Here is a 23699-nt window from a genome sequence, read left to right on the forward strand (position 1 = left end):
GGCCCTAGGCTGAGCCGGTTCCAATGGAGGTTGTCACCGCATCACATTCGGGGGGATCCGGGATGGGTAGGAGTGGCACGGACCAGCAGAGTCGACGGATCCCTATGACCCGCGGCCTGGGCTTGCGATTTGTATTGCTGACGGGAATGGCGATCGGTCTTGTCGCATTGTCCGCGTTGATCCAGGAACTGCAGGCGGCCTCCACCGCGTGGATCGCCGGCCAGGGTTACTGGTCGCGGGGGCAGCAGGATGCGACCGCTGCGCTGAGCCGCTATCTGGCACGCGGCCATGCGCAGGACCTGGACGACGCGCGGCAGGCCCTGAGGATTCCACTGGGCGATCTGCAGGCGAGGCTGGCGCTGGAGCAGGCGGCTCCGGACGAGGAGAAGGCCAGGCAGGGGTTCCTGCAAGGGGGCAATGCGCGCGCCGATATTCCACGCCTGGTGTTCTCGTTCCGCTACGCACGTGATATCGGCGCCTTCCGTGAAGCGACCGCATTGTGGCGCCAGAGCGATGGTGATCTGCTGGCAGTGCAGCGGCTGATTGCGGAACTGCAGTCGCGGCACGTCGAAGGCGGGATGCCGGTGGCGGCGCGCGATCAGTACCTGCAGCAATTGCGCGATCTCGATCGTCGCCTGCAGGTGCAGGCGCAGGCATTCTCCCAGGCGTTGCTGCGCATGGCCACGATGGTCCGGATCGCAACGCTGGTGGTGGGCGGACTGTCGGTGCTGGCGATCAGCCTGATGGCGGTGGCCCTTGCACGCCGCGTCGGCAAGGATCTGACCGAGCACGAGAGCCGCTTCCGTGCAGCCTTCTACCAGGCCAATGTCGGCATGCTGAAGCTCGACACCGAAGGCAAGGTGGTCGAAGCCAACCAGGCCATGGCCGATATCCTCGACTACCGGCGTGACGTGCTGCTGCAGATGTCACTGCGGGATCTGTTGATGGAGGGGGAGCTGGTCATCGACGGGGTCGGGCGCATTGACTGGGATCGGCAGCTGCGGCCCAGCGAGCTGCGCTTCTGCCGCCGCGATGGCAGCCTGGTGTGGGGACGCTGGAGTGGAACCGGCGTGCGCAGTACCGGCGGTGGCCTGTCGGTGTTTGCGATCATCGAGGATGTCAGCCAGAACCACGCCCTGGCGCGCGAGATCGAACACCATGCCAGCCACGATCCTCTGACTGGTCTGATCAATCGCCGCGAGATCGAGAGACTGCTCGAGCGCGCACTGCTGCAGGTCCGCTGCGATGGCGGCACGCACGCGCTGTGCTACATCAACCTGGACCACTTCAAACTGGTCAATGACAGCTTCGGCCATGCAGCCGGCGATCAGATGCTGCGAAGCTTCGCCGACTACCTGGTGGCCGCAGTACGCGACGGTGACTGGGTCGGGCGACTTGGCGCCGATGAGTTCGCGGTCTTCCTCGCCCATGCCGGTCAGGATGAAGCCAAGCGCGTTCTGCAGCGGGTGATCCGCAACCTGGGCCAGGCGACGTTCCCGATCAGCGAGGGCAGCCCACAACTGAGCTGCAGCGTGGGCGTGGTCGAGGTCAGTGCGGATGCGCCCGACGTGAACTGGCTGATGAGCGCCGCCGACAGCGCCTGTTACGCGGCCAAGCAGGCCGGGCGCAATCGCGTTCACTGCTTCAATGAGAACCGCATGGCGCTGGAAGAGCGGCGCCAGGAAGCCGAGCGGCTGCAGGGGGTCAGCCTGGCGATGGCCGAGAACCGCATGCTGCTGTACGCGCAGCGCATTGCACGGGTGGGCGATCCGTCCTACCTGCACTACGAAGTGCTGGTGCGCATGCGCGGCAGCGATGGCAGCCTGCACATGCCCGGCCAGTTCATGCCGGCGGTGGAACGCTATGGCATGGCGGTGGCGTTGGACCGGCATGTGCTCGGGCTGCTGTTCCGCCACCTGCAGGTATGCCCGGCGCATGTTCGCCAGTTGGGGCTGTGCAACGTCAACGTATCCGCACAGTCGATTGCCGAACCGGGCTTCCTCGCCTTCGTCTGCGATCTGCTGGAACGCAACCGCGCGCTGGCCTCCAAGCTGTGCTTCGAGATCACCGAGACTGCTGCGATCAGCAACCTCAGCCAGGCCCGCGCTTTCATCGACGCAGTGAAGGCACGCGGTTGCCGGATGGCGCTGGATGACTTCGGTTCCGGCCTGTCCTCATTCGGCTATCTGCGTCAGTTGCCGGCGGACATCCTGAAGATCGATGGCGCCTTCGTGCGCGACATGGATACCGATCCGGTCAGCCATGCCACGGTCCGTGCGATCAGCGAGCTCGGGCGTGAGCTGCAGATGGAAGTGGTGGCCGAGTGGGTGGAGACCGCGGAGGTTGCTGGTGCGCTGACCCGGCTGGGTGTGCAGGGCCTGCAGGGCTACGCGATCGAGCGGCCGCAGCCGCTGGAACGGATGACCCTGAGTGACCTGAGGCCGGTCCGCCTGGTGGCGGTGAAGGGGCCTCCGGCCGCTGGCTGAACGGCGCACGGCGACTTTGGTCTACACATGCGCGGCGTGCCCGGCTGCGATAATGCGCGCCAGGGGCGACGCGCAGTGGGCGCGGACGTAAGCAGGAACAGGATGTGGCGTGGGCGTCAGGCAGTGGCGGTACGAAACAGGGGCGCTGCTGGTCGTCCTGCTGATGGGAGTGTTGCTTCCCGGTCTGGTGCACGCGCGCCTGGCCGAGGCCGGCCGGGATTTCCTGCTGGTTGGCGCACCGACGGACGAACCGACACCCCATCGTGGCTGTACGCCCGCGATGCTGGCCGGGCCGCGCGAGCAGGTAGAGGTACCGGCGCCGCCCGGGGGCTGGTCGGGGCAACCCCAGGCGCTGGATGTGTTCAACGTGTTCGCTGGCGAAGTCCGCGTACAGCATGGTGACCGCGAGATCTGCGGCAACATGCACGATGCGCGCACCCGTGATTCGCGCTTCCGCGCCGGCATCGGCCTGGTGGCGGTGCCAGCGGCAGGCAGCCATGAGCCGTTCCTGGTGTCGTGGCAGGCGCCGCTGAAAGCGCGCTGGGTGCCAACCTTGCGGCTGGGGGCGCCCAGTCCGGTCCAGCAGAACGATACCGCCCGCCTGCTGGTGCGCGCGGCCTGCATCGCGGTGGCGATCGCGCTGGCGCTGTCGGCATTGATGGCCTACCTGACCACCCGTGACCGCAGCTTCCTGGTCTACATCGGCGCGACGATCGTGGTGGTGGTGTGGCAGGCGGTTCTTGGCGGCTTGAGCGGCTACCCCGAACCGTGGCTGCCGGTGGGCGAGCGCGGCGCATGGTGGCTGCTGGCGCTGACCGCCGCGACCCAGGCGCTGGTACTGCCCGCTCTGTGGCGCCTCAACGGCGGGGACCGCTTGCTGCCGCGCTCGCGGCCGGCACAGCAGGCTGTGCTGTGGGGCCTGATGGGACTGGCCGCGCTGGTGCCGTGGCTGCGCTGGGACACCCTGGCGCTGGTCGCGCAGAGCCTGCAGCTGACCTTCATCCTCGGTTGCCTGTTGTCACTGGCCGCTGGCATGCGTGCCTGGTTGCGCGGTGACTGCTGGGCGTTGGCGGGCCTGGCGGCGCTGGTGCCACTGCTGGTGATGATCGCAGCCGATGCCAGCAGTGCGGGGTGGCTGCTGGAGTACCGGGTGGAAGCACTGCAGCTGTCGGTGACCTGGCTGCTGATGATGGCCGCCTATGCCATGAACCAGCGGTTGGGCCGGCTGCGCCAGCAGCGCGATGAACTGCGCCAGCTGGCCGAAACCGATGGCCTGACCGGGCTGCCCAACCGCCGGGCCGGCCTGCAGCAGCTGGCCCGTCACCTGGCACAGGTCGACCGTGAGCGCGGCCCGTTGGTGATCGGCTTCCTCGACATCGACCTGTTCAAGGACATCAACGACCGCCATGGCCACGCGGTGGGCGACCAGGTGCTGGTGGCGGTAGCGCGAGCCCTGCGCACGGCAGTCCGCAGCCAGGACGAAGTGGTGCGGATGGGCGGCGAGGAGTTCCTGCTGCTGATGCCGGGCATGCCGCGCGAGGCGGCGTCGGCGCGCCTGGACCGCCTGCGCCAGCGCATCACCGAAGCCGGCCAGGCCCTGCAGGTGCCGGGCCTGGAAGTGACCGCCAGCATCGGACTGGCGCAGTGGCGGCCGGGTGAGGATGACCTGGCCGGGCTACTGCGGCGGGCCGACCATGCCATGTACGTGGCCAAGCGGGCGGGTCGCAACCGGGTGTTCGACGGCGAAGAGCTCGATCCGCCGGCCCCGGCATGAAGCGCAGCGGGCGGCGATGCCGGATAATGGACCGATGACCACCCGACTCAACAAACATATCGCCGACACCGGCTTCTGCTCCCGCCGCGAGGCCGATCGCCTGATCGCCGCCCGCCGCGTCACCGTCAACGGTCACGCGGCCGGCACCGGTGCGGTGGTGGGCGAGGAAGACCAGGTGCTGGTCGACGGCCAGCCGCTGCGCGCGCGCGTGGCACGCAAGCCCGGCGCCCGCCGCCACGTCTACATTGCGCTGAACAAGCCGGTGGGCGTCACCTGCACCACCGAAACCTCGGTCAAGGGCAACATCGTCGACTTCGTCGGCCACGAACAGCGCATCTTCCCGATCGGGCGCCTGGACAAGGAGTCCGAGGGACTGATCCTGATGACCAGCAACGGCGACATCGTCAACCAGATCCTGCGTGCCGAGAACGGCCACCAGAAGGAGTACCTGGTGGCGGTGAACAAGCCGGTCACCGACGAGTTCCTGCGTGGCATGGCGCGCGGCGTGCGCATCCACGACCAGATGACGCTGCCGTGCAAGACCTCGCGCATCGCCAAGTTCGGATTCCGCATCACCCTGCAGCAGGGACTGAACCGGCAGATCCGCCTAATGGCCGCCGAATTCGGCTATCGCGTGACCCAGCTGCGCCGCGTGCGCATCGACAACATCAAGATCGGTGCGCTGAAGCCGGGCCAGTGGCGCAACCTGACCGAGCAGGAGCTGCAGGGCCTGCTGCCGAAGCAGCTGGACTGGTAACGCGCGGTAGTGCCGGCCGCTGGCCGGCTGCACCAGGCATCGAATGAGCGCGGGATGCCGGCCAGCGGCCGGCACTCCCCGTTGTGCGGATTGCGCACCGGCATCAGCTAGACTCCGCAGTGACCTGCCGGAACGTGACGCTGCATGATCAAGCCCGACAAGCCTGCCAACGAAGCCCTTCGGCTCGAGGCGCTGTACCGCTACCGGATCCTGGATTCGCAGCGCGAGAAGTCATTCGACGACCTGGTCGCGATCGCCAAGGCAGTCTGCGGTACCTCGATGGCGGCGGTGACCCTGATCGACGTCGAACGGCAGTGGTTCAAGTCGATCCAGGGCATCGACGCGGCGGAAAACCTGCGCAGCGAATCGATGTGTGGCCACGCCATCCTGCAGCCGCAGGAAATCATGGTGGTCGAGGACGCGTTGCAGGACATCCGCTTCCATGACAACCCGGTGGTGACCGGCGACCCGCACATCCGCTTCTACGCCGGTGCGCCACTGATCAGTTCCGATGGCCTGCCACTGGGCACGTTGTGCGTGTTCGATGCACATCCGCAGCGCCTGCCCAGCGACAAGGCCGAGGCACTGGCCGCGCTGTCACGGCAGGTGATGCTGGTGATGGAGCTGCGCCGTTTCGCGCTCGACATCCAGAAGCACATGCTGGAACGCGATGACTACGAGCGCCTGTTGGCGGAGTACCAGGACGTGCTGCTGGCGCAGAATGCCGACCTGGCCGAGCAGAGCCGCACCGATGCGCTGACCGGCCTGCCCAACCGCCGCGCAATGGCGGCGGCACTGGAAGAGGCGGTGGTGAAGATCGATGGGCAACCGGGCGTCGCCTGCGTTGCGTTGCTCGACATCGATCATTTCAAGCACATCAATGATTTCCAGGGCCACGCTACAGGCGACCGGGTGCTGGCCGAGCTGGGCGTGCTGCTGCGCTCGCACTTCGCTGGCCGCGGCATGGCGGCGCGCTACGGCGGCGAGGAGTTCGTGGCGGTAATGCCGGGCACCGACCTGCACACGGCCGAACTGCAATGCGAGTTCCTGCGCCTGGCCGTGGCTGACCTGCCGCTTGGATTCCCGGTCACGGTCAGCATCGGTGTTGCCCAGCACCAGCCAGGTGAAAGCGTGGATGACATGCTGGCGCGCGCCGACAAGGCGCTGTACCGGGCCAAGGGCAATGGTCGCAACCGGGTGGAACGGGCGGGCTGAGACACCGGCGACTCGCGCGCTGAACGCATGCGACGTGTGGATGATTCGATGCCGTTCCAGTAGATCCACGCCATGCGTGGATGCTCTTCCCGATTCACGTCGCGTCGCAGCTCCTGCGATCAGAACCGGCCAGCATGACGTCCCTGTTCCCACGGACACAACCATGCTGCAGACCCTGGCCATCGCCCACTATCGCTCGCTGCACGGGCTGGTACTGCCGCTGCAGCAGTTGAATGTGGTGACCGGCGACAATGGCAGTGGCAAATCCAGCCTGTACCGCGCGCTGCGCCTGCTGGCGGAGACCGCGCAGGGCGGCGTCGCGGCGGTTCTGGCCCGCGAAGGTGGGCTCGGTTCGGCGCTGTGGGCGGGGCCGGAAAAAATGGACCGTCGGGTTGCTGCCGGCGAAATCCCCTTGCAGGGCGGCCCACGTCAGGAATCGGTGGGATTGAAGCTGGGCTTCACCACCGACGAGTTCGGCTATGCCATCGACCTGGGCTACCCACCGCCCAGCCGTTCGGCCTTCGCACTGGACCCGCAGATCAAGGCCGAGGCGATCTGGGCCGGACCGTTCCTGCGCAGCGCCAACCTGCTGGTCGACCGACGTGGGGCAATGGTGCGGCAACGCCATGCGCGCGGCTGGGATCTGGTCGATGACCGGTTGTCGCTGTTCGACAGTCTGTTCACCCAGGTTGGCGATCCGCAGCGCATGCCGGAAACCATCGCCCTGCGCGAGTACATCCGTCGCTGGCGCTTCTACGACCATTTCCGCAGCGACGCCGATGCCCCGGCACGGCAACCGACGATGGCCACGCGCACGCCGGTGCTGCATCACGACGGTCGCGATCTGGCGGCGGCCTGGGTGACCATCCTCGAGATCGGTGATCCGGGCGGACTGGCGCGCAGCGTGGAGGATGCGTTCCCGGGCGCCACGGTGGGGTTCGAGGAACTGGACGGTCGACTCGCCCTGCGCTTCCACCAGCCGGGGTTGCTGCGCCCGTTGTCGATGGCCGAACTGTCCGACGGCACGTTGCGCTTTCTGCTGCTGGCCGCTGCACTGCACACGCCACGCCCGCCGCCGCTGCTGGTGCTCAACGAGCCGGAGACCAGCCTGCATCCGGACCTGCTGCCGGCGCTGGCGCGGCTGATCATCGCCGCCAGTGCACGCAGCCAGGTATGGGTGGTGTCACACGCCAGCCGCCTGATCGCGGCACTGGAACAGGCCCCGGGCTGCCATTCGCTGCATCTGTACAAGGAACAGGGCAGGACGTTGTTGAGCGGGCAGGGGCTGCTGGATGCCCCGGCATGGCATTGGCCGCAGCGCTGAAACGTCGATGCACGCCTGGTAGATCCACGCCATGCGTGGATGCACTCAATCGGCGATGTTGCGCGCCTCGGCCGTGCCAAGGATTTCCGGATGCTGCACCGGCTTGCGGCGGTTCAACAAGGGGTGCAGGAACACCGCGCCGACGATGATCGCCACACCCAGGTAGAACCACGGCGTGACCTCGTGCTGCTCGCGTAGCAGCACCACCGCCAGCACCACCGCGTAGACCGGTTCCAGGTTCGTCACCAGCTGCACTGTGTAGGCGCTCAGGTGGCGCAGCGCGACCAGGGCCAGGGCGAACGGCAGCAGCGTGCAGAAACCGGCCAGCACCAGCAGCAGGATGCCGTCGTGCAGGTCCGGAATGATCCACAACGGGCTGGCCAGCGCTGGCAGCAGGTAGGGCATAAGGGGGGCCAGCAGGGTCAGCGTGAGGGTGCCGGCGCCCAGTTCCAGCGCGGTGACGGTAAGCGGATCGGCATGGCTGACCATGCGCTTGTTGAGCGAGCCGAACACCGCCACCAGCAACGCTGAGATCGCGCCGATCAATACCCCCAGGCGCATGCCATCGGGCACGCCACCGACCACCAGCGCCACGCCCGGCAGCACCGCCAGGCCGAAGGCCAGCTCACGCAGCTGGAACGGCCGCTTGGCAACCCACGGCTCGATGATGGAAGTGAACACCGGCGCCAGCGCGATGCAGGTGGCGGCCACCGAGGCATTGGCCAGCTTCACAGCCCCATAGAACGTCAGCCAGTGCAGGGCGACGAGCGCCCCGATGCCGGCGTAGCCCGCCACCAGCCGCAGGGGCAGGGTGTGCAGCCCGCGCCAGACCCGCGGCAGCAGGGCCAGCATCGCCGTCACCAGCAGCATGCGCCACCACACCAGCGGCAGCGCCGGCAGGGTGATCAACTTGCCGAGGATGGCGGTGACGCCCCACAGCAGGACACAGAAATGGATCTGCCACAGCGCTTTGCGGGTGTCGGGTGTGCTCATCCGCCTATTGTGAGGCAAGGCGATGACCGCAGCGCTATCCGCGTGAGGAATTGCTGGCCCCATCTACCCGCCGCTGCAGGGCCATCGCCGCCGCCGGGTTGCGTGCCTTGCCCGCACCAATGCACAGCAGGTAGACCTCGCGCGGCTCTGACGGTGCCGGCCCGGCCAGGCAGGGCAGCTCGTCCACCTGTTCGCCGCGTGACCAGTGGAGCGCGCGTTCGGCCCAGCGCTGCTGCACGGGTGCCGGCAGACCCTCGTTCAAGCGGGCCTGGCTGCGCTTGATCCTGGCGTAGACGAAGCCGGCACTGACATCGCCGTGTAATGGGGCCTCGTCGCTGTCCTCGATCACCAGCGCCACCCCGTGTCGACGGGCGGCAGCAACCAGTGCCGGGCCATGTGCCTCGGCATTGCGGACCTCCAACGCATGCTGCAGCGTCACCCCTTCCATTTGCTTCGGCAGCTGCGCCATCAGGGCACCCAATGCATCGGCATCGGCCGGATGGCGCGGATCGAACTGCCACAGCAACGGGCCGAGCCGGTCATCGAGTGCAATCGCCGCCTGCAGGAAGGGCGTGGCAGCTTCCACCGTGCTGGACAGGTCGCGGCGCTGCACCAGATAGCGTGGTGCCTTCATCGAAAACCGGAAACCGTCGGGTGTCTGTGCGGCCCATTGCGCGCACTGCGCCGCGGTTGGCGTGCGGTAGAAGGTGCCGTTGATTTCGATGCAGCGCAGGGCACGGCTGGCGTGGGCCAGTTCTTCACGCTGGGGCAGGCCCACGGGGTAGAAAACGCCGCTGCGCCATTCGGGAAACACCCAGCCACCAATGCCGCAGCGGATCTCCGCCTGCCGGGCGGTCGCGGTCACTGGCCGTGGTCCGCGCGCCATGGGTCGTAGCTGCCGAACCACCACAGATAGCCTTCCGGATCGGCGCAGGCGTAGCCGCGTCCGCCATAGTCCTGGTCGGCGATGTCGATGACGATGCGGGCGCCGGCGGCCTTGGCTCGCGCGTAGTGTGCGTCGGCGTCGGTGACGATCACACAGGCGCTCTGGGTCTGGCGGCCGCCGACCTCATCGGGCATCGCCGCGTGTTCGCTCCATGCGCTCTGATTGCTTGCCGAGCCGAGCATGATCATGCCGGTGCCGAAGGTCAGCTGCGCATGGAATACCGTATCGCCATCGGCGTAGACCGCCTGGGCATGGAAGCCGAAGGCGCGCTGCAGCCAGTCGATGGCGGCCTGCGCGTCGCGATAGCGCAGGCACGGAATGATGGTGGAGCCGTTGCTCGGTTGGCCGTTCCCGCCCATGACACCCCTCCTATGGCACAGGGCAGGGTGCGCCGCAGACCGTTACCATCGCGCGAAACCCCGGTGACGGCCTGCACATGGCCGCCACCCCTGTTCGGAGATCGTGCTGGATGAAACCCTGGATTGGAGGAGCCGTGCTGCTGGCGTGCACGACCATGGCGAGCGCTGCCACCCCGGCGCAGCTGCAGGACCTGGATGCGACCGTCGAGCGCGTGCGCGCGCAGTTCGACGTGCCCGGCATTGCCGTGGCGGTGGTCAAGGATGGCGAAGTGGTGCTGGAACGTGGCTGGGGCGTGCGCGAGCAGGGCAAGCCGGAACCGGTGCAGGCCGATACGCTGTTCGCCATTGCTTCCAACACCAAGGCGTTCACCGCCACTTCGCTGAACCTGCTGGCCGAGGACGGCAAACTGAAGATGGACGACAAGGTGATCGACCACCTGCCGTCGTTCCGCATGTCCGATCCGTTCGTGACCGGGCAGATGACGATCCGCGACCTGCTGTCGCATCGCAGCGGGCTGAGCCTGGGAGCAGGCGACCTGCTGTTCTGGCCGACCACCTCCTACAGCAATGCCGAAGTGGTGGAGCGGCTGGGCAAGGTGCCGCTGAAGGGCGGTTTCCGCGAGAGCTATGCGTACGACAACATCCTGTACGCGGTTGCCCAGCAGGTGATCGAGCATGTCTCCGGCATGAGCTACCAGCAGTTCCTGCAGACGCGCATCTTCGACAAAGTGGGTATGACCGGGACGCGCTACAACGCCGATCACCTGAAGCCCGGTGACAAGGCCGCGATCGGTCACGCCAAGTACGATTTCAAGGAGCTGCGCACCGTTGCGCCGCTGACCTGGTCGAACAACGCCGGCGCCGGCGGCATCTATTCCAGCGCGCATGACATGGCGCGCTGGATGCAGGTGCAGCTGGCCGAAGGCAAGCTGGCCGATGGCACGCCGCTGTTCACCGAAAAGAGCCAGCAGCAGATGTGGCGGATGATCACGCCGCAGTCGATCCCGGCGCCGAGCGTGCCGGAGCTGGCGCCGGCGCGGGCCAATTTCGCCGGCTACGGCGAAGGATGGAGCCTGAGCGACTACCGCGGGCAGAAGCTGGTCTGGCACACCGGCGGTTGGCCGGGCATGGTCTCGCGGTTGACCCTGGTGCCGGGCGAGAAGCTGGGCGTGGTGGTGCTGACCAACCAGGAGGTGGGCGCGGCGTTCAACGTGATCACCCTGAGCGTGCTCGACGCCTACCTGGGCGGTGAAAAGCATGACTGGGTGGACGCCTATGCCAAGGCCGTGGCCAAGGGCCAGGACAAGGCCGACGAGGCGTGGGCCAAGCACCAGAATGCACGCGACAAGGGCAGCAAGCCGTCGCTGGCACTGGCCGGCTACACCGGCACCTTCCGGGACCGCTGGTATGGCGACATGCGGGTCAGCAGCGAGGGCAAGGGCCTGCGCCTGCGCTTTGCCAAGACCGCGCAGCTGAGCGGACGCCTGGAGCACTGGCAGCACGACACCTTCATCGTGCGCTGGGACGACCGTTCGCTCAACGCCGACGCATTCGTGAACTTCAGCCTGGACCCGGACGGCAAGGTGCGCGAGGTGCGCATGCAGCCGATTTCCGACCTGACCGATTTCAGCTTCGATTTCCAGGACCTGCTGTTCACCCCGGCAACGTAAGGGGTAGTGCCGGCCGCTGGCCGGCAACCTCGCGATGTTTGCGGCGATCATGGGATTGCCGGCCAGCGGCCGGCACTACCGGCGCCGCGGTCATCGTCGGCTGGCGTACACATCCGGCGTGGGATACTTCGCCGCTTGCAAGAGGCGAGGGAGTGCAATGTTCCGTTGGTTCGAATCCCTGATTCCGGTGTTCCCGCCCGTGGACGGGCGCATGCCACCGCGCAAGGTGTTTCCGTTCTACCTGCACTACCTGCGCCCGGTGTGGCCAGTGCTGCTGGCCACGCTGATCGCCGGCCTGCTGCTGGCGCTGGTGGAAGTGGCGATGTTCGATTACCTGGGCCGCATCGTCGACATGGTCGCCGAACGGCCGGGTTCCGATTTCTTCAAGCGCCATGCCAATGAACTGGGCTGGATGCTGTTCATCACGGTCATCGCACGGCCCATCCTGGTGGGCCTGCACAACCTGCTGGTCAACCAGGCCATCGTGCCCGGACTGAGCAACCGCTCGCGCTGGCTGATGCACAACTACGTGGTGCGGCAGAGCCTGAGCTTCTTCCAGAACGATTTCGCCGGCAGCGTGGCCAACCGGGTGATGCAGACCGGCACGTCGCTGCGCGAGTCGGCGGTGCAGATGGTCGATTCGCTCTGGTACATCGTTGTCTACACCGGCACCGCGTTGTACCTGTTCGCGCAGGCCGACTGGCGGTTGATGGTGCCGCTGATCCTGTGGCTGCTGGCCTACGCGGTGATCATGGTCTACTTCGTGCCGCGCGCGAAGGAACGCGCGTGGATCGCGTCGGAGGCGCGTTCCAAGGCAATGGGCCGCATCGTCGATGGCTACACCAACATTCCCACGCTGAAGCTGTTCGCCCATGGCGGGCGCGAGCAGGCCTACGTGGCCGAGTCGATCCAGGAGCTGGCGGTCAAGCACCGCGCACAGACCCGCATCACCACCGGCATGGACCTGACCATTGCCATCGTCAACGGCTTCCTGATCGCCGGTACCTGCGGGCTGGCGCTGTGGCTGTGGAACGGTGGACACATCACCGTCGGCGCGATCACGCTGGCCACCGGTCTGGTGATCCGCATCCACAACATGTCCGGTTGGATCATGTGGACCATCAACGGCATCTTCGAGGACATCGGCACGGTGCAGGATGGCATCACCACCATCGCCCAGCCGTTGACCGTGCAGGACCGCGAGGATGCGGTGCCGTTGCAGGTGACCCGTGGTGGCGTGCATTTCCAGGACATCCACTTCCACTACGGCAAGAAGGGCGGCGTGATCGCCGGCCTGGACCTGGTGGTGAAGCCGGGCGAGAAGATCGGCCTGGTCGGTCCTTCCGGTGCCGGCAAGTCGACCCTGGTCAATGTGCTGCTGCGCCTGTACGACCTGGAAAGCGGCCGCATCCTGATCGATGGCCAGGACATCGCCTACGTCACCCAGGAGAGCCTGCGCCAGCAGATCGGCGTGGTCACCCAGGACACCTCGCTGCTGCATCGCTCGATCCGCGACAACCTGCTGTACGGCCGTCCAGACGCGACCGATGAGCAGTTGCGCGCAGCCGTAGCCAAAGCACGTGCCGAAGCCTTCATCGATACGCTGGTGGATGGGCAGGGGCGTCGTGGCTACGACGCGCATGTGGGCGAGCGCGGCGTGAAGCTGTCCGGTGGCCAGCGCCAGCGCATCGCCATTGCCCGCGTGCTGCTGAAGGATGCGCCGATCCTGGTGCTGGACGAGGCGACCTCGGCGCTGGATTCGGAAGTGGAAGCGGCGATCCAGGACAGCCTGGACGAACTGATGGGTGGCAAGACGGTGATTGCGATCGCGCACCGGCTGTCGACCATCGCGCGCATGGACCGGCTGGTGGTGATGGACCAGGGCCGCATCGTCGAGACCGGAACCCATGCCGAGCTGATTGCGGCCGGTGGCCTGTACGCACGCTTGTGGGCGCGGCAGACCGGTGGTTTTGTGGCTGCCGACCAGTAGATCCACGCCATGCCTGGATGCATCCCTTGGGCTCGGAAACCCGCATGATTCGTTCTCTACGGCCCCTGCTGCTGGCGCTGGCACTGGTCGTCACAGCCGCAGCCGCTGCATCGCCATCAGTGGAAGGCGAAGCCCTCGAGCAAGTCGTCCTGCTCAGCCGCCACAACCTGCGTGCGCCGGTGGTGGCTTCGGGCGCCCTGGCCAATGCGACGCCGGAGCGCTGGCCACGCTGGGACGTAGGCCCCGGCGAGCTGACCACCAAGGGCGGCGTGCTGGAGGTCTACATGGGCCGCTACATCGGCCAGTGGCTGCGCGAGGCACAGCTGTTGCCGGTGTCGGGTTGCCCGCAGCCGGCTGACTTCCACGCCCATGCCAACAGCCTGCAGCGCACCCAGGCCACCGCGGAGTTCTTCGTTGCCGGTGCCTTCCCGGGCTGTCATGTCGCGGTCGAACAGCGCATGCCGCTGAGCACGATGGATCCGTTGTTCGACCCGGTTATACACCGCGATGACGCGGCGTTCCGCGCACGTGCGGTATCGGCGATGCAGCAGGCGCTGTCCACATCCGATCTGGCACCGGCACTGTCCGTGGTGGAGGGGATCACCCTCTACCCGCAGTCGGCGGCATGTACGGGCCGCAGCAACTGCCATCTGGCGCTGGCCGATACCACCTTCAGTGCGGAACCGGGCAAGGAGCCTCGCGCGTCCGGATCACTGGCCCTGGCCAGCGGGCTGGTCGATGCATTGTTGATGGAGCACTACCAGGGCAGTGGCATCCCCCGCGAAGGTTGGGGCCGGTTGACCACCGAGGCGCAATGGCAGGCGCTGGCGCAGATCCGCAACCGCTACCAGGACATCCTGTTTGGAACGCCCGAAGTGGCGCGCGATGTGGCCGCTCCGCTGCTGGCAAGAGTGAATGCACTGTTCGAGGACCCGGCATCGCCGAAGGTGAGCCTGCTGTTCGGTCACGATTCCAATATCGGTTCGGTGCTGGCGGCGTTGGGAGTCAGCGAGTACGGCCTGCCGGGCCAGTACGAGAAGACGCCGATCGGCGGCTTGCTGCAGTTCGAGCGCTGGCGTGATCGTGGGGCCGGTGAAGTGCGTTACCGGTTGGTGTATGTCTATCCCACGCGCGAGCAGCTGCGTGGTGCGATCCCGTTGACCGACGCACAGCCGCCGGGCCGGGTGCAGCTGATGCTGCCGGGCTGCGCGCGGTCGGGTTGCAGTGAAGCGCAGTTCAAGAAGCTGTTGCATTCACCTTGAATCCGGGATGGATGGCAGCGTCGCATTGTGATGAGACTGAAGCAGCTTCGCGCCCCTTATGCTCGGATTCGAGTAGTCTCCAGCGATCAACCAAGCGATCCCGGTGAATGATGAACATCACGGACTTTCTTGTAATGGACGATGATGGAGATGAAACAAGGGCCGATCCCCCATGGCAGCAGCATTGCCTTTACGTGTTTTGATTGTGGGTCTCCGGTGGTGGCCGATGCCCCTGAGAACCAACGTGGGAGCGATGAGGATTGTCCCGCTGCCTGCCGCGGGGTGGTGTGGAGTACTTCCTCGATTTGAGATTGAACTCGAGGAAGCTGTATATCCACATAGTCTGATTGAGTGGCGGCAGAAGCGGTGCGAACCAAGGTTCGCACCCACCAGGATGGCAGTTCGCAACCGCCAGAACAGAAGACGGCCCGGGTTTTCCCGGGCCGTTCTGTTTCCATCTCACACCCGATCGATCACTCGATCGGCTGGTCCAGCATCAGCTGGCGCGCGAAGCGCACCGGCGGTGCGCCGTAGGACAGCATCTGGTCGTGATAGGCCTTCAGGTTGAACTTGTCACCCAGCTTGTCCTGCATCGCCTTGCGGGTGTCGAAGTGTTCCTGCGCACCGACGAAGTAGGTCGGCAGCTGTGCCGAGGTCAGCTGCGCGCGCACCCACTTGCCCGAGGCTTCGCTTTCCTGCTGGAAGGCGTCATGGGTCATCAGGTGCATCGCCTTCTCGCGATCCCAGTTGTCCACGTGCACACCCTGGTCGAGGATCGCGTTGGAGATGGTGCGCAGGTAGAACTTCAGCTGCACCAGGTGGAACAGCGGGTCGTTGTCGAGGTAACCCTGCTCCTGCATCATGCGCTCGGTGTAGACCGCCCAGCCTTCGGCGAACAGGCCCGAACGCAGCACCGCACGCAGGGTGGAGGGGAACTTGGCCGAGTGCCAGCCTTCCAGGTAATGGCCCGGAGTACCTTCGTGGATGCTCAGCAGGTGGATCATGCGCGAGTTGTACTCACGCAGGAACGAGTCGACCTGCTTATCGTTCCAGTCCTCCGGAATCGGCGACACGGCGTAGAAGGTCTTCAGGTTCTTGTCCAGCGGGCCCGGCGAATCGCAGTAGGCCACGGCCACGCCACGCTGGAATTCCGGCATCAGGATGATGTCCACCGGCGCGTCGGGCAGCGTCATCAGATCGTGCTCGCGCACGAATGCGGTGGACTGCTCAAGTGCGGCCTTGGCATCGTCGACGACCTTGTCGCGCGCCGGCTTGTCGGCGTAGGCCAGCTCCAGCGCGGCCTCGATCGCCTTCTGCTGCTGCTCGTCGGTCGGCTGTGCCGGCATCTCCGGTGCGTCCGGCTTGTCCTTCAGCACGGTCTGCGCGATGCCGTACATGTCTTCGCGCACGCGCTTGAGTTCGGCGCGTGCTCGCTCGCCGATCTCCTGGCGCGACAGCGACGAGTTCAGCGCGAATTTCAGCTTCTGGTCGTACTTTTCCGCACCGACGCGGAAGTCGCCCTTGGCGTTCGGCACCAGGGTCTTGTCCAGCCAGGTCTGCTGCTCGTCCACGGCCTTCTTCAGGCCGTCGATGGCGGCCTGCAGGCGCTGCTGGTCGGCCTGCGGCAGTTCACCGATGTGCGGGGTGATGAAGGTATCGACGATGCTCAGGATGCCCTTGTTCTGCTTGGCCACCGTCTCGGCATGGATCTTCGGCACACGGGCCGGATCCAGGTTCTCGCGGGCCTGGGCGAAGATCGCTGGCAGCTTTTCCATGCGTGCGGTGGCCGACTTCAGGCGTTCCGGCAGTGGCGCGAACTCACGCGCCATCAGGCCGTAGATCGCGCTGCCGGCGATGCCGTTGTACAGCTGCGGGTCCCACTTGCCGGACTGCAGCACTTCGGCGTTCCAGATTTCCGACTGCAGCTGGTTGCGCAGGATTGCCGCGTCCACCTGGTTCTCGCGGCCCAGCTTGGCCACCTCGATCTTGTCCAGCTCGCCCAGCAGCGCCTTGTAGGCGGCCAGGGTCTTCTGCTGGCCGGCGACGCTCAGGTCATCCAGCTCGCTGTCGTAGCGGTGGTCGCCGATCTGGGTGGCGCTGACCGGCGACAGCTGCATCCAGGTATCGAGGGCGCGCTTGGACAGATCGGCGAAGGCGGCATCGACCGCCGCGTCACCGGCCTGCTGGCTGCTGGCCGGGGTGGAACCGTTGGTCGGGGCGTCGGCCGGCTGGCAACCGGCGAGGGCGGCGACCAGGGCGAGGGCAAGAAGATGCGGGCGCATCGGCGTTCCTGTACGGGGTCAAACCCCGAGCATAGGGCCCCGGGGCTGCTTTGTCCCCGTGCCATAGGATTACCATGGGCGCCGACACGGACCCTCCAGCGGAGCGCAGGACATGGAATACCAGGGAAGCTGCCATTGCGGCAGGATCGCATTCACCGTACAGGCGCAGGCGCCGATCAGCGACGTCATCGACTGCAACTGCTCGATGTGCCGCCGCCGTGGCAGCCTGCTGTGGTTCGCCCCGCGCGAAGCGTTCCAGCTGAGCACCGATCCGGCGGACGTGGCCACCTACCACTTCAACAAGGCCCACATCGACCACCACCACTGCCGTGAATGCGGCATCGCTCCCTACAGCGAGGCGGTGGATCCGCGCAGCGGCACGCCGATGGTGGCGGTGAACGTGCGCTGCGTGCCTGCAGTGAATCTGGCCACGCTGGCGGTGACTTCCTACGACGGAGCCGCACTGTGAGGCCGGTGCGCGCGTGGACGCGCGTGGTGGTGATGCCGGTAATGCTGCTTGCATTGGCAGCTTGTGCCAAACACGGCGATGCAGCGGCCGATGCGGGCGCCAGTGCCGCCGAAGCTGCCGTCGCTTCGCCGGAAGGTGCATTCCTCGCCTACGAACACGACGTGCAGGTGCAGCTGGAAGCGGCGCAGATCGCACCACGCATCCAGCAGGTGGCGCAGGCCTGCCAGAGCGCGAAATTCGGCGATTGTGCGGTGCTGCAGGTCGACCAGCGCAGTGGCGAGCAGCCCAGCGGCGAGGTCAAGGTCCGCATCGCGCCGAAGGGCACAGAGCCGTTGATCGCGATGGCGGGTGAAGGCGGCACGCTGCAGTCGCGCAACACGCGCGCCGAGGATCTTGCACAGGAGGTGGCCGACACCGCATTGACCAAGGCGCGGCTGGAAAAGGAGCACGCGCGGCTGTTGTCCTACCAGGACCGCAAGGACCTGAAGATCGAGGACCTGATGGCAATCACCACGCGGCTGTCGGAGATCGAAGCGGGCGTCGAGCAGGCCAGCAAGGACGCCGCGCAGCAGCGCCGGCGCATCGATACCCAGCTGGTGACGATCCACTTCGATACGACGTCCGGCCAGCGCAGCCGCAGCGAGATCGGTGAGGCGCTGAGCGAGTCGGGCAGCATCCTCAGCACCAGTATTGCGTTCCTGATCCGCGCCGCGGCCGCGCTGCTGCCGGTGGCAGTGCTGGCCCTGATCGCAGCCTGGGGTGTGCGGGCGTGGTGGCGTCGCCGCCGTCGCAAGCTGTCGCCCAACCTCTGAGGTGGAGGTTGATGCCGGCACCCAGCCGGCATCACCCCTCGTCGGTCTCGTACTCGACGAACACATCCAGCTCCAGTGCCAGTTCCTGCACAGCATCGCGCACCTTCTGCGCGGTGCTTTCATTGCCGACTTCCACTTCCAGCTCGTGGATGCCCGGGCCGATGTCATCGGACAGCCCGGCCGAACTGGAATCGTCGTCGTCCATGTGCGGCATCAGGTCGTCGGTTTCCTCGACATGTTCGATGCCGTCCAGGCCGAGCAGCAGGTCGCTGATGGCGCGGGCGTCGTCTTCGGTTCCGGTGATGCGCAGTCGCAGCATGGCCATGGCATAGGTACGTTGTGGGGTTGCCTGCAGCCTAGCCAGCGTGAAGCAAAGAGCGGGTGAGGGCGCAGTCAGCCGCGTGTGGCCGGGCGGCCCAGCAGGCTGTCCGGCAGCGCGGGAATCGGCGTGCGCTCGTCCTGCGCCTGCTCAAGCAACCAGTCGATGAACAGGCGTGCCGCAGGGCTCGGCGGTTGTCCTTCGGCATGCACCACGTGATAGGCGTAGCGCGCCTTCAGCGCCGGGCCGGGCAATCGAACCACTTCGTAGCGCTGCAGGTAGGGCTGGGCGATGTGGGTACGCGCCAGCACCGCGCCCATGCCATATACCGCCGCGCGCATCGCATCGGTGCTGTCGGCGAAGGTGTGCATCGGTGGCAGCGGCGACGGTGGGCGCACGCCGGCGTGGCGGAACCAGTCGCGCCAGCCCTGCGGCGACAGGTCGGTCAGCAGTGGTAGCTCGGCGATGTGGGCCGGATCGTCCAGGGTTTCGACGCCGGCCAGCGCGGGTGAGGCCACCGGGAACAGATAGTCATCCATCAGATGCTGCGTGCGCAGGCCCGGCCATTGGCCCAGTCCGTAGCGGATGCCGACCTCCGGGCCGTTGTCGTCGTAGCGATCAAGCCCGCTGCTTGTGTGCAGTTCGATGCGGATGTGCGGATGGGCCTGGGTGAAGCGCGGCAGGCGTGGCAACAGCCAGCAGTAGGACAGCGAACGCAGCGTAGTGATCCGCAGCGGCACGCTGTCGGCATCCGGGTGCAGATGGTGGGCGACCGCGGCGACATCGGTGAATGCCGCACTGGCCGCGTCGGCCAGCTGCCTGCCCTCGGCAGTCAGGCGCACGCCACGGGCGTGGCGCAGGAACAGCCGGGTCTCCAGCACCTCCTCCAGACGACGCACATGGTGGCTGACCGCGCTGGCGGTCAGGTGCAGTTCCTGCGCGGCCTGGGCGAAGTTCTGGTGGCGTGCGGCGACCGCGAACACGGCCAGTGCGGGGAGCAGGGAAGGGCGTAGCTGCATATCCAGCCTCAAGCCATATTTGTGGCTGGCAGCGATACTACGCGCTTGTGCGGCGGGCGTCTGCGCCCGATCCTGTCCGCCTTGGCGAGGAATTGACGATGGACGGAGGCAAGGCATGAATGCGGTCCCACAGGCGGCCGAGCGCGACTGGCGCACGCCGCTGGAATTGACCCTGCTGGGCGCCATCTGGGGTTGCTCGTTCCTGTTCATGCGGGTGGCGGTGCCCTCGTTCGGCCCGTTCGCGTTGGTGGAGGTGCGGCTGGTGCTGGGCGCGCTGGTGCTGCTGCCGTTCCTGTGGCGTGCCCGCGCCCAGTTCCCGCCGCGTCGCTGGCTGTGGCTGGCGCCGATCGGGCTGATCAACTCGGCGCTGCCGTTTGTGCTGTTCGCCTATGCGGCAGAGCAGGCACCAGCCGCGATCGGGGCGATCTGCAATGCGATGACCGTGCTGTTCGCCGCGCTGATCGCCTTCCTGTTCTTCGGCGAGAAGATCGGCGTGCGCCGCGCCGGCGCCTTGCTGGTGGGATTTGCTGGCGTGGTGGTACTGGCCACGGCGAAAGTCTCGGGCCTCAGCATCGGCACCGCCGTGATCGCGGGTGCAGCGGCGTCGCTGCTGTATGGGCTGGGCGTCAATCTGGTGAAGCGTCACATGACCGGGTTGCCCTCGGCAGCGGCTGCGGCGGCGACGCTGTCGTGCGCCTCGCTGTGGATGCTGCCGATGGCGGTGAGCCACTGGCCGCAGGCGGCGATTCCGTTGAAGGCCTGGGGCGCAGCGATCGCCTTGGGCGTGGCCTGCACCGGCCTGGCGTTCCTCATGTTCTATCGCCTGATCGGCCGCATCGGCCCGTCACGCGCGTCGACGGTGACCTACCTGATTCCGCTGTTCGGCGCGGCGTTTGCGTGGTTGTTCCTGGGCGAGGCGGTGACGGTGCAGATGCTGATTGCCGGTGCGTTGATTCTGGGGAGCGTGGCGGTGAGTCAGAAGGGTTGAGGTGTTTTGCACGTGGCGCGTGCTGAAGGCGCTTCATTGTTCATGGGCGTTACTTTTCTTTGTACGCAAAGAAAAGTAACCAAAAGAAACGTTCCGCCGGTCACGAGCCGATGCTGCGCATCGGTGCCCTGCGCTCCTCGGCCCGTCGAGGGACGGCGCGGGAACTCGCTGCGCTCAGACACCCGCGCCTCTTCGCCCTCGCCGGACCTGCGGTGCTCGGCTCGCTCAAGGCGGACCCAGATCAAAGGCCACAGCTGCCCCCAGTAGATCCACGCCATGCGTGGATGCTTTTGCGGTTGATCTTGACCTTCCAGTCCGCCTTGAGCGAGCCGAGCATCGCAGGGGAATCAGGGGCGAAGAGGCGCCGATGTCTGAGCGCAGCGAGTTCGGCGCCGTCCCCTGATTCACCGAGAAGCGCAGGGGACCGGCGTGCGAAGCACGGCGGCTCGCGACCTGGCGGCGCGTTTCTTTTGGTTACTTTTCTTTGCGTACAAAGAAAAGTAACGCCCATGAACGATGAAGCGCCTTCAGCACGCGTAACGTGCGGAAACCATCACCGCACCGGCACCGGAACATTGCAAAGATCGATATGCCCCGCTGGGCGCTTGTAGAAATCATCCACGCGATTGCGCCGCGCCTCCACCGTATCGGCGAAGGTCTTCGAATCGGTGCGCAGCACCTGGATCGGCGTGCGCTCGGCCGCCGGCACATCGCTGGCGCGGCGGATCGACACGATCGGCGTGCGCAGCTTCGCGTCGGTGTAGAAGCCCATCGGCGCCGGTCCGCGCGGAATCGCGCTGAGCAGCTCCATGCCCTTCAGCACGCGGCCGACCAGGGTGATGTTGCGGTCCAGCTGGCGCGGTGACTGGCCGGTCACCACGTACAGTTCGGCACCGATGCTGCTGTCTTCCTCGTTGCTGCGGCCGGCGCCGAGCATGCCGTAGCAATGCGCCAGCCAGGCCTTGCCGGCCTGCGGGTCCTGGCCGACCGGGAAGCCGTCGACGAAGCCGGTCTGCGCGGCCCAGCCATCGCGGTCCGGCAGCACGTTCACCTTGAGACCGGCGCTGGCGCGTTCGAATTCGGCCGGCAGCTTGCGCGCGGCACTGCCGAACGGCTTGGCCCTGGCCGCGTCATCGGCGTCGGCGTCACCGAACTGCACCACGAAGTTGTCCTGCGACCGGTAGATGCTGGTGCCGTCCCAGAAATGCTCGTGGGCGAAGGTCTGGATGTTGGCCACATGGCGCGGGGCGAACTGCGGCGCCAGCTCGATGATCACCCGCCCGGCCGGCAGGTCCATGTACAGCAGGTTGGCCGGGTCCGGGGTGCGCCAGTCGCTGGCCGCCGAGGCATCGAGGATCTGCTGCGGGCTGCGATACGGGGCGGCAGCGCTGGCCAGCGAGGGCAGCAGGCAGGCCAGGGCGAGGGCGGTCAGTGCAAGGCGACGGCGGTGCGGCATGGGAACCCCGGAACATGAACGAGGGTTCGATTCTGCGTGAGCCGCGCAGCCGCGCCAACCGGCACGATGACTAACGACACATTCACTATACCTAACTTCGCACTACTGTGGACTTCAACGTAGTGGAGGGGCGGTCATGGTCGAAGACGATGTCCACCTGAAGAAGTTCCAGAAGGAGCTCAGCGCCGGAACGGTATCGCTGGCCCTGCTGGCGGTGCTGGCCCGGGCCGACGAGCCGCTGTACGGGTACCTGATTGCCAAGGAGCTGGAGCGGGTGGGTGAGGGCGTGCTGAGCGGCAAGCAGAGCGCGCTGTACCCGGTGCTGCGCAACCTGGAAGGGGCCGGGCTGCTGGAAAGCCATGTGGAGCCGTCCAGCAGCGGGCCGCCGCGGCGCTACTACCGCATCAATGATCGTGGCCTTCAGGTGCTGGCGCAGTGGCGCCAGGCCTGGCAGGCCACCCGCGATTCCGTCGATTCCGTGTTGGAGGGGGTACCGCAATGAACGACCCGAACCTGGCAGGCCGAACCCTGCCGACCACCATCCCGCAGTACCTGGCGCAGCTGCGCGCGGCGCTGGAAGGTGCCGACCCGGCGATGGTGCAGGACGCGCTGTACGACGCCGAGGAGTACCTCCGCTCGGAGCTGGCGGCACAGCCCGGCCGCAGCGAGGCCGAGGTGATCGCCGACGTGGCCGGCAGCTATGGCGCGCCGGACGAAGTCGCCGACATCTACCGCGAGACCGAAGTGACGGTGAACCGCGCGCTGCGCACGCCGCGTGCGGATACCGCGCCGATGCTGCGTGCGGCGGCCGAAGCCAGTGGCGTCGAACCGGCCGCACCGCCGCCGGCGCCGGTGCAACGCTCGCTGCTGGCGCGCTTTTTTGGCGTGGTGGCCGATCCGCATGCTTACGGCGCGCTGTTCTACATGCTGCTGTCGCTGGCCACCGGCATCTTCTTCTTCACCTGGGTGGTAACCGGCCTGTCATTGTCCCTGGGCCTGCTGATCCTGATCATCGGCATTCCGCTGACCGTGCTGTTCTTCGGCTCGGTACGCGGGCTGGCGCTGCTGGAAGGGCGATTGGTGGAAGCGCTGCTGGGCGAACGCATGCCGCGTCGTCCGCGTTACACCGACCGCAGCCGCACGTGGCTGCAGCGCATCGGTGACATGTTCACCGACGGCCGCACCTGGCTGACGCTGCTGTACTTCGTGCTGATGCTGCCGCTGGGCGTCGTCTACTTCACCATCGCGGTGACGTTGCTGTCGCTGTCACTGGGCCTGATATGGGCACCGGTGGCCGCGCTGTTCAGCGGTGACATTCCGGGCGTGTACGTCGACGGCGTGAACGTGCTGCCGATGGCCGCATCGCCGCTGGTGGGCGTCGTGATCGCGGCGGTGGGCGTGCTGCTGCTGCTGTTGACGATGCATCTGGCGCGCGGCATCGGCAAGCTGCATGGGTTGATCGCCAAGAACCTGCTGGTGCGGTTGTAAGCAGGGGCCGACGCTCTGGTTGGTGCCAACCTTGGTTGGCACGATCCATCAGCGCAGGGGCGCTTGGCGGACTTCGCTTTGGTAGGTGCC

Annotated in this window: 21 protein-coding genes; 13 read left to right on the top strand and 8 right to left on the bottom strand. The window is 66.7% G+C overall.

Features of this window, described 5'->3' with window-relative positions; all coding sequences use genetic code 11:
* Window positions 1-62: 62 nt before the first annotated feature.
* From D7Y61_RS16295 to D7Y61_RS16315, 5 genes are all read left to right on the top strand, one after another.
* Window positions 63-2486: a putative bifunctional diguanylate cyclase/phosphodiesterase gene (locus tag D7Y61_RS16295; protein WP_180867768.1), complete on the top strand. Its 2424-nt coding sequence runs from the start codon at window positions 63-65 to the stop codon at window positions 2484-2486.
* Window positions 2487-2595: 109 nt separating this feature from the next.
* The gene (locus tag D7Y61_RS16300) at window positions 2596-4260 is read left to right on the top strand and encodes a sensor domain-containing diguanylate cyclase (protein WP_125893802.1); all 1665 of its coding nucleotides are present in this window, start codon (window positions 2596-2598) and stop codon (window positions 4258-4260) included.
* A 34-nt stretch (window positions 4261-4294) separates the two neighbouring features.
* On the top strand, window positions 4295-5017 hold the full coding sequence (locus tag D7Y61_RS16305) for a pseudouridine synthase (RefSeq protein ID WP_049424580.1): 723 nt from the start codon (window positions 4295-4297) through the stop codon (window positions 5015-5017).
* A 144-nt stretch (window positions 5018-5161) separates the two neighbouring features.
* Window positions 5162-6232 (top strand): sensor domain-containing diguanylate cyclase, encoded by a 1071-nt coding sequence (locus D7Y61_RS16310; protein WP_180867770.1) that lies wholly within the window; start codon window positions 5162-5164, stop codon window positions 6230-6232.
* Between the two features lie 163 nt (window positions 6233-6395).
* Window positions 6396-7556 (top strand): AAA family ATPase, encoded by a 1161-nt coding sequence (locus D7Y61_RS16315; protein ID WP_180867772.1) that lies wholly within the window; start codon window positions 6396-6398, stop codon window positions 7554-7556.
* 45 nt (window positions 7557-7601) lie between these two features.
* Here D7Y61_RS16315 and D7Y61_RS16320 read toward each other — a convergent pair whose 3' ends face one another.
* The 3 genes from D7Y61_RS16320 to D7Y61_RS16330 are packed head-to-tail and all read right to left on the bottom strand — an operon-like array spanning window position 7602 to window position 9854.
* Window positions 7602-8549, bottom strand: coding sequence for a DMT family transporter (locus D7Y61_RS16320; RefSeq protein ID WP_180867773.1), 948 nt, complete (start codon window positions 8547-8549; stop codon window positions 7602-7604).
* Between the two features lie 34 nt (window positions 8550-8583).
* Complete coding sequence (locus tag D7Y61_RS16325; RefSeq protein WP_180867775.1) at window positions 8584-9435, bottom strand: DUF72 domain-containing protein; 852 nt, start codon at window positions 9433-9435, stop codon at window positions 8584-8586.
* A complete protein-coding gene (locus D7Y61_RS16330) occupies window positions 9411-9854 on the bottom strand; it encodes a VOC family protein (protein WP_099474180.1) in 444 nt (147 codons plus the stop codon). Before D7Y61_RS16330 ends, D7Y61_RS16325 begins: the two co-directional genes overlap by 25 nt.
* A gap of 110 nt (window positions 9855-9964) precedes the next feature.
* Between D7Y61_RS16330 and D7Y61_RS16335 the strand changes: the two genes are divergently transcribed.
* From D7Y61_RS16335 to agp, 3 genes are all read left to right on the top strand, one after another.
* Entirely contained in the window at window positions 9965-11524 is a 1560-nt protein-coding gene (locus tag D7Y61_RS16335) for a serine hydrolase (protein WP_180867777.1), read from the top strand.
* A gap of 157 nt (window positions 11525-11681) precedes the next feature.
* Entirely contained in the window at window positions 11682-13514 is a 1833-nt protein-coding gene (smrA, locus tag D7Y61_RS16340; RefSeq protein ID WP_180867779.1) for a multidrug efflux ABC transporter SmrA, read from the top strand.
* Window positions 13515-13558: 44 nt separating this feature from the next.
* Window positions 13559-14776, top strand: coding sequence for a bifunctional glucose-1-phosphatase/inositol phosphatase (agp, locus tag D7Y61_RS16345; RefSeq protein ID WP_180867780.1), 1218 nt, complete (start codon window positions 13559-13561; stop codon window positions 14774-14776).
* A 473-nt stretch (window positions 14777-15249) separates the two neighbouring features.
* Here the strand turns inward: agp and D7Y61_RS16350 are convergent, their stop codons facing one another.
* Entirely contained in the window at window positions 15250-17058 is a 1809-nt protein-coding gene (locus D7Y61_RS16350; protein ID WP_180867782.1) for a DUF885 domain-containing protein, read from the bottom strand.
* A 112-nt stretch (window positions 17059-17170) separates the two neighbouring features.
* Between D7Y61_RS16350 and D7Y61_RS16355 the strand changes: the two genes are divergently transcribed.
* Together D7Y61_RS16355 and D7Y61_RS16360 are read left to right on the top strand one after the other, a co-directional pair.
* Window positions 17171-17527, top strand: coding sequence for a GFA family protein (locus D7Y61_RS16355; protein WP_180867783.1), 357 nt, complete (start codon window positions 17171-17173; stop codon window positions 17525-17527).
* Window positions 17528-17559: 32 nt separating this feature from the next.
* Window positions 17560-18339, top strand: coding sequence for a DUF4349 domain-containing protein (locus D7Y61_RS16360; RefSeq protein WP_180867860.1), 780 nt, complete (start codon window positions 17560-17562; stop codon window positions 18337-18339).
* Window positions 18340-18370: 31 nt separating this feature from the next.
* Here D7Y61_RS16360 and D7Y61_RS16365 read toward each other — a convergent pair whose 3' ends face one another.
* Both D7Y61_RS16365 and D7Y61_RS16370 read right to left on the bottom strand, forming a co-directional pair.
* Window positions 18371-18664 (bottom strand): hypothetical protein, encoded by a 294-nt coding sequence (locus D7Y61_RS16365; protein WP_005415831.1) that lies wholly within the window; start codon window positions 18662-18664, stop codon window positions 18371-18373.
* 68 nt (window positions 18665-18732) lie between these two features.
* Window positions 18733-19677, bottom strand: coding sequence for a LysR substrate-binding domain-containing protein (locus D7Y61_RS16370; protein WP_180867785.1), 945 nt, complete (start codon window positions 19675-19677; stop codon window positions 18733-18735).
* A 115-nt stretch (window positions 19678-19792) separates the two neighbouring features.
* Here D7Y61_RS16370 and D7Y61_RS16375 point away from each other — a divergent pair, with 115 nt between their 5' ends.
* The gene (locus D7Y61_RS16375) at window positions 19793-20665 is read left to right on the top strand and encodes a DMT family transporter (protein WP_180867787.1); all 873 of its coding nucleotides are present in this window, start codon (window positions 19793-19795) and stop codon (window positions 20663-20665) included.
* Here D7Y61_RS16375 and D7Y61_RS16380 read toward each other — a convergent pair.
* A complete protein-coding gene (locus D7Y61_RS16380; RefSeq protein ID WP_180867789.1) occupies window positions 20653-20943 on the bottom strand; it encodes a hypothetical protein in 291 nt (96 codons plus the stop codon). The genes D7Y61_RS16375 and D7Y61_RS16380 overlap by 13 nt on opposite strands.
* 275 nt (window positions 20944-21218) lie before the next feature.
* The gene (locus D7Y61_RS16385) at window positions 21219-22121 is read right to left on the bottom strand and encodes a peptidylprolyl isomerase (RefSeq protein WP_180867791.1); all 903 of its coding nucleotides are present in this window, start codon (window positions 22119-22121) and stop codon (window positions 21219-21221) included.
* 136 nt (window positions 22122-22257) lie between these two features.
* Between D7Y61_RS16385 and D7Y61_RS16390 the strand changes: the two genes are divergently transcribed.
* Together D7Y61_RS16390 and D7Y61_RS16395 are read left to right on the top strand one after the other, a co-directional pair.
* Window positions 22258-22623 (top strand): PadR family transcriptional regulator, encoded by a 366-nt coding sequence (locus D7Y61_RS16390; protein WP_180867793.1) that lies wholly within the window; start codon window positions 22258-22260, stop codon window positions 22621-22623.
* The gene (locus tag D7Y61_RS16395; RefSeq protein WP_180867795.1) at window positions 22620-23609 is read left to right on the top strand and encodes a sensor domain-containing protein; all 990 of its coding nucleotides are present in this window, start codon (window positions 22620-22622) and stop codon (window positions 23607-23609) included. Before D7Y61_RS16390 ends, D7Y61_RS16395 begins: the two co-directional genes overlap by 4 nt.
* Window positions 23610-23699 lie beyond the last annotated feature (90 nt).

The sequence above is a fragment of the Stenotrophomonas maltophilia genome, from assembly GCF_013464485.1.
GTDB classification, from domain to species: Bacteria; Pseudomonadota; Gammaproteobacteria; order Xanthomonadales; family Xanthomonadaceae; genus Stenotrophomonas; species Stenotrophomonas maltophilia_AW.

Bases quoted from the DNA above. Each gene is read 5' to 3' on its own strand.
- agp (WP_180867780.1), top strand. From the start codon at position 13,559: ATGATTCGTTCTCTACGGCCCCTGCTGCTGGCGCTGGCACTGGTCGTC.
- D7Y61_RS16375 (WP_180867787.1), top strand. From the start codon at position 19,793: ATGAATGCGGTCCCACAGGCGGCCGAGCGCGACTGGCGCACGCCGCTG.
- D7Y61_RS16360 (WP_180867860.1), top strand. From the start codon at position 17,560: ATGCCGGTAATGCTGCTTGCATTGGCAGCTTGTGCCAAACACGGCGAT.
- D7Y61_RS16295 (WP_180867768.1), top strand. From the start codon at position 63: ATGGGTAGGAGTGGCACGGACCAGCAGAGTCGACGGATCCCTATGACC.
- D7Y61_RS16380 (WP_180867789.1), bottom strand. From the start codon at position 20,943: ATGGCGTGGATCTACTGGGGGCAGCTGTGGCCTTTGATCTGGGTCCGC.
- D7Y61_RS16355 (WP_180867783.1), top strand. From the start codon at position 17,171: ATGGAATACCAGGGAAGCTGCCATTGCGGCAGGATCGCATTCACCGTA.
- D7Y61_RS16395 (WP_180867795.1), top strand. From the start codon at position 22,620: ATGAACGACCCGAACCTGGCAGGCCGAACCCTGCCGACCACCATCCCG.
- D7Y61_RS16315 (WP_180867772.1), top strand. From the start codon at position 6,396: ATGCTGCAGACCCTGGCCATCGCCCACTATCGCTCGCTGCACGGGCTG.
- D7Y61_RS16350 (WP_180867782.1), bottom strand. From the start codon at position 17,058: ATGCGCCCGCATCTTCTTGCCCTCGCCCTGGTCGCCGCCCTCGCCGGT.
- D7Y61_RS16310 (WP_180867770.1), top strand. From the start codon at position 5,162: ATGATCAAGCCCGACAAGCCTGCCAACGAAGCCCTTCGGCTCGAGGCG.
- D7Y61_RS16320 (WP_180867773.1), bottom strand. From the start codon at position 8,549: ATGAGCACACCCGACACCCGCAAAGCGCTGTGGCAGATCCATTTCTGT.
- D7Y61_RS16330 (WP_099474180.1), bottom strand. From the start codon at position 9,854: ATGGGCGGGAACGGCCAACCGAGCAACGGCTCCACCATCATTCCGTGC.
- D7Y61_RS16325 (WP_180867775.1), bottom strand. From the start codon at position 9,435: ATGGCGCGCGGACCACGGCCAGTGACCGCGACCGCCCGGCAGGCGGAG.
- D7Y61_RS16390 (WP_180867793.1), top strand. From the start codon at position 22,258: ATGGTCGAAGACGATGTCCACCTGAAGAAGTTCCAGAAGGAGCTCAGC.
- smrA (WP_180867779.1), top strand. From the start codon at position 11,682: ATGTTCCGTTGGTTCGAATCCCTGATTCCGGTGTTCCCGCCCGTGGAC.
- D7Y61_RS16365 (WP_005415831.1), bottom strand. From the start codon at position 18,664: ATGGCCATGCTGCGACTGCGCATCACCGGAACCGAAGACGACGCCCGC.
- D7Y61_RS16370 (WP_180867785.1), bottom strand. From the start codon at position 19,677: ATGCAGCTACGCCCTTCCCTGCTCCCCGCACTGGCCGTGTTCGCGGTC.
- D7Y61_RS16305 (WP_049424580.1), top strand. From the start codon at position 4,295: ATGACCACCCGACTCAACAAACATATCGCCGACACCGGCTTCTGCTCC.
- D7Y61_RS16385 (WP_180867791.1), bottom strand. From the start codon at position 22,121: ATGCCGCACCGCCGTCGCCTTGCACTGACCGCCCTCGCCCTGGCCTGC.
- D7Y61_RS16335 (WP_180867777.1), top strand. From the start codon at position 9,965: ATGAAACCCTGGATTGGAGGAGCCGTGCTGCTGGCGTGCACGACCATG.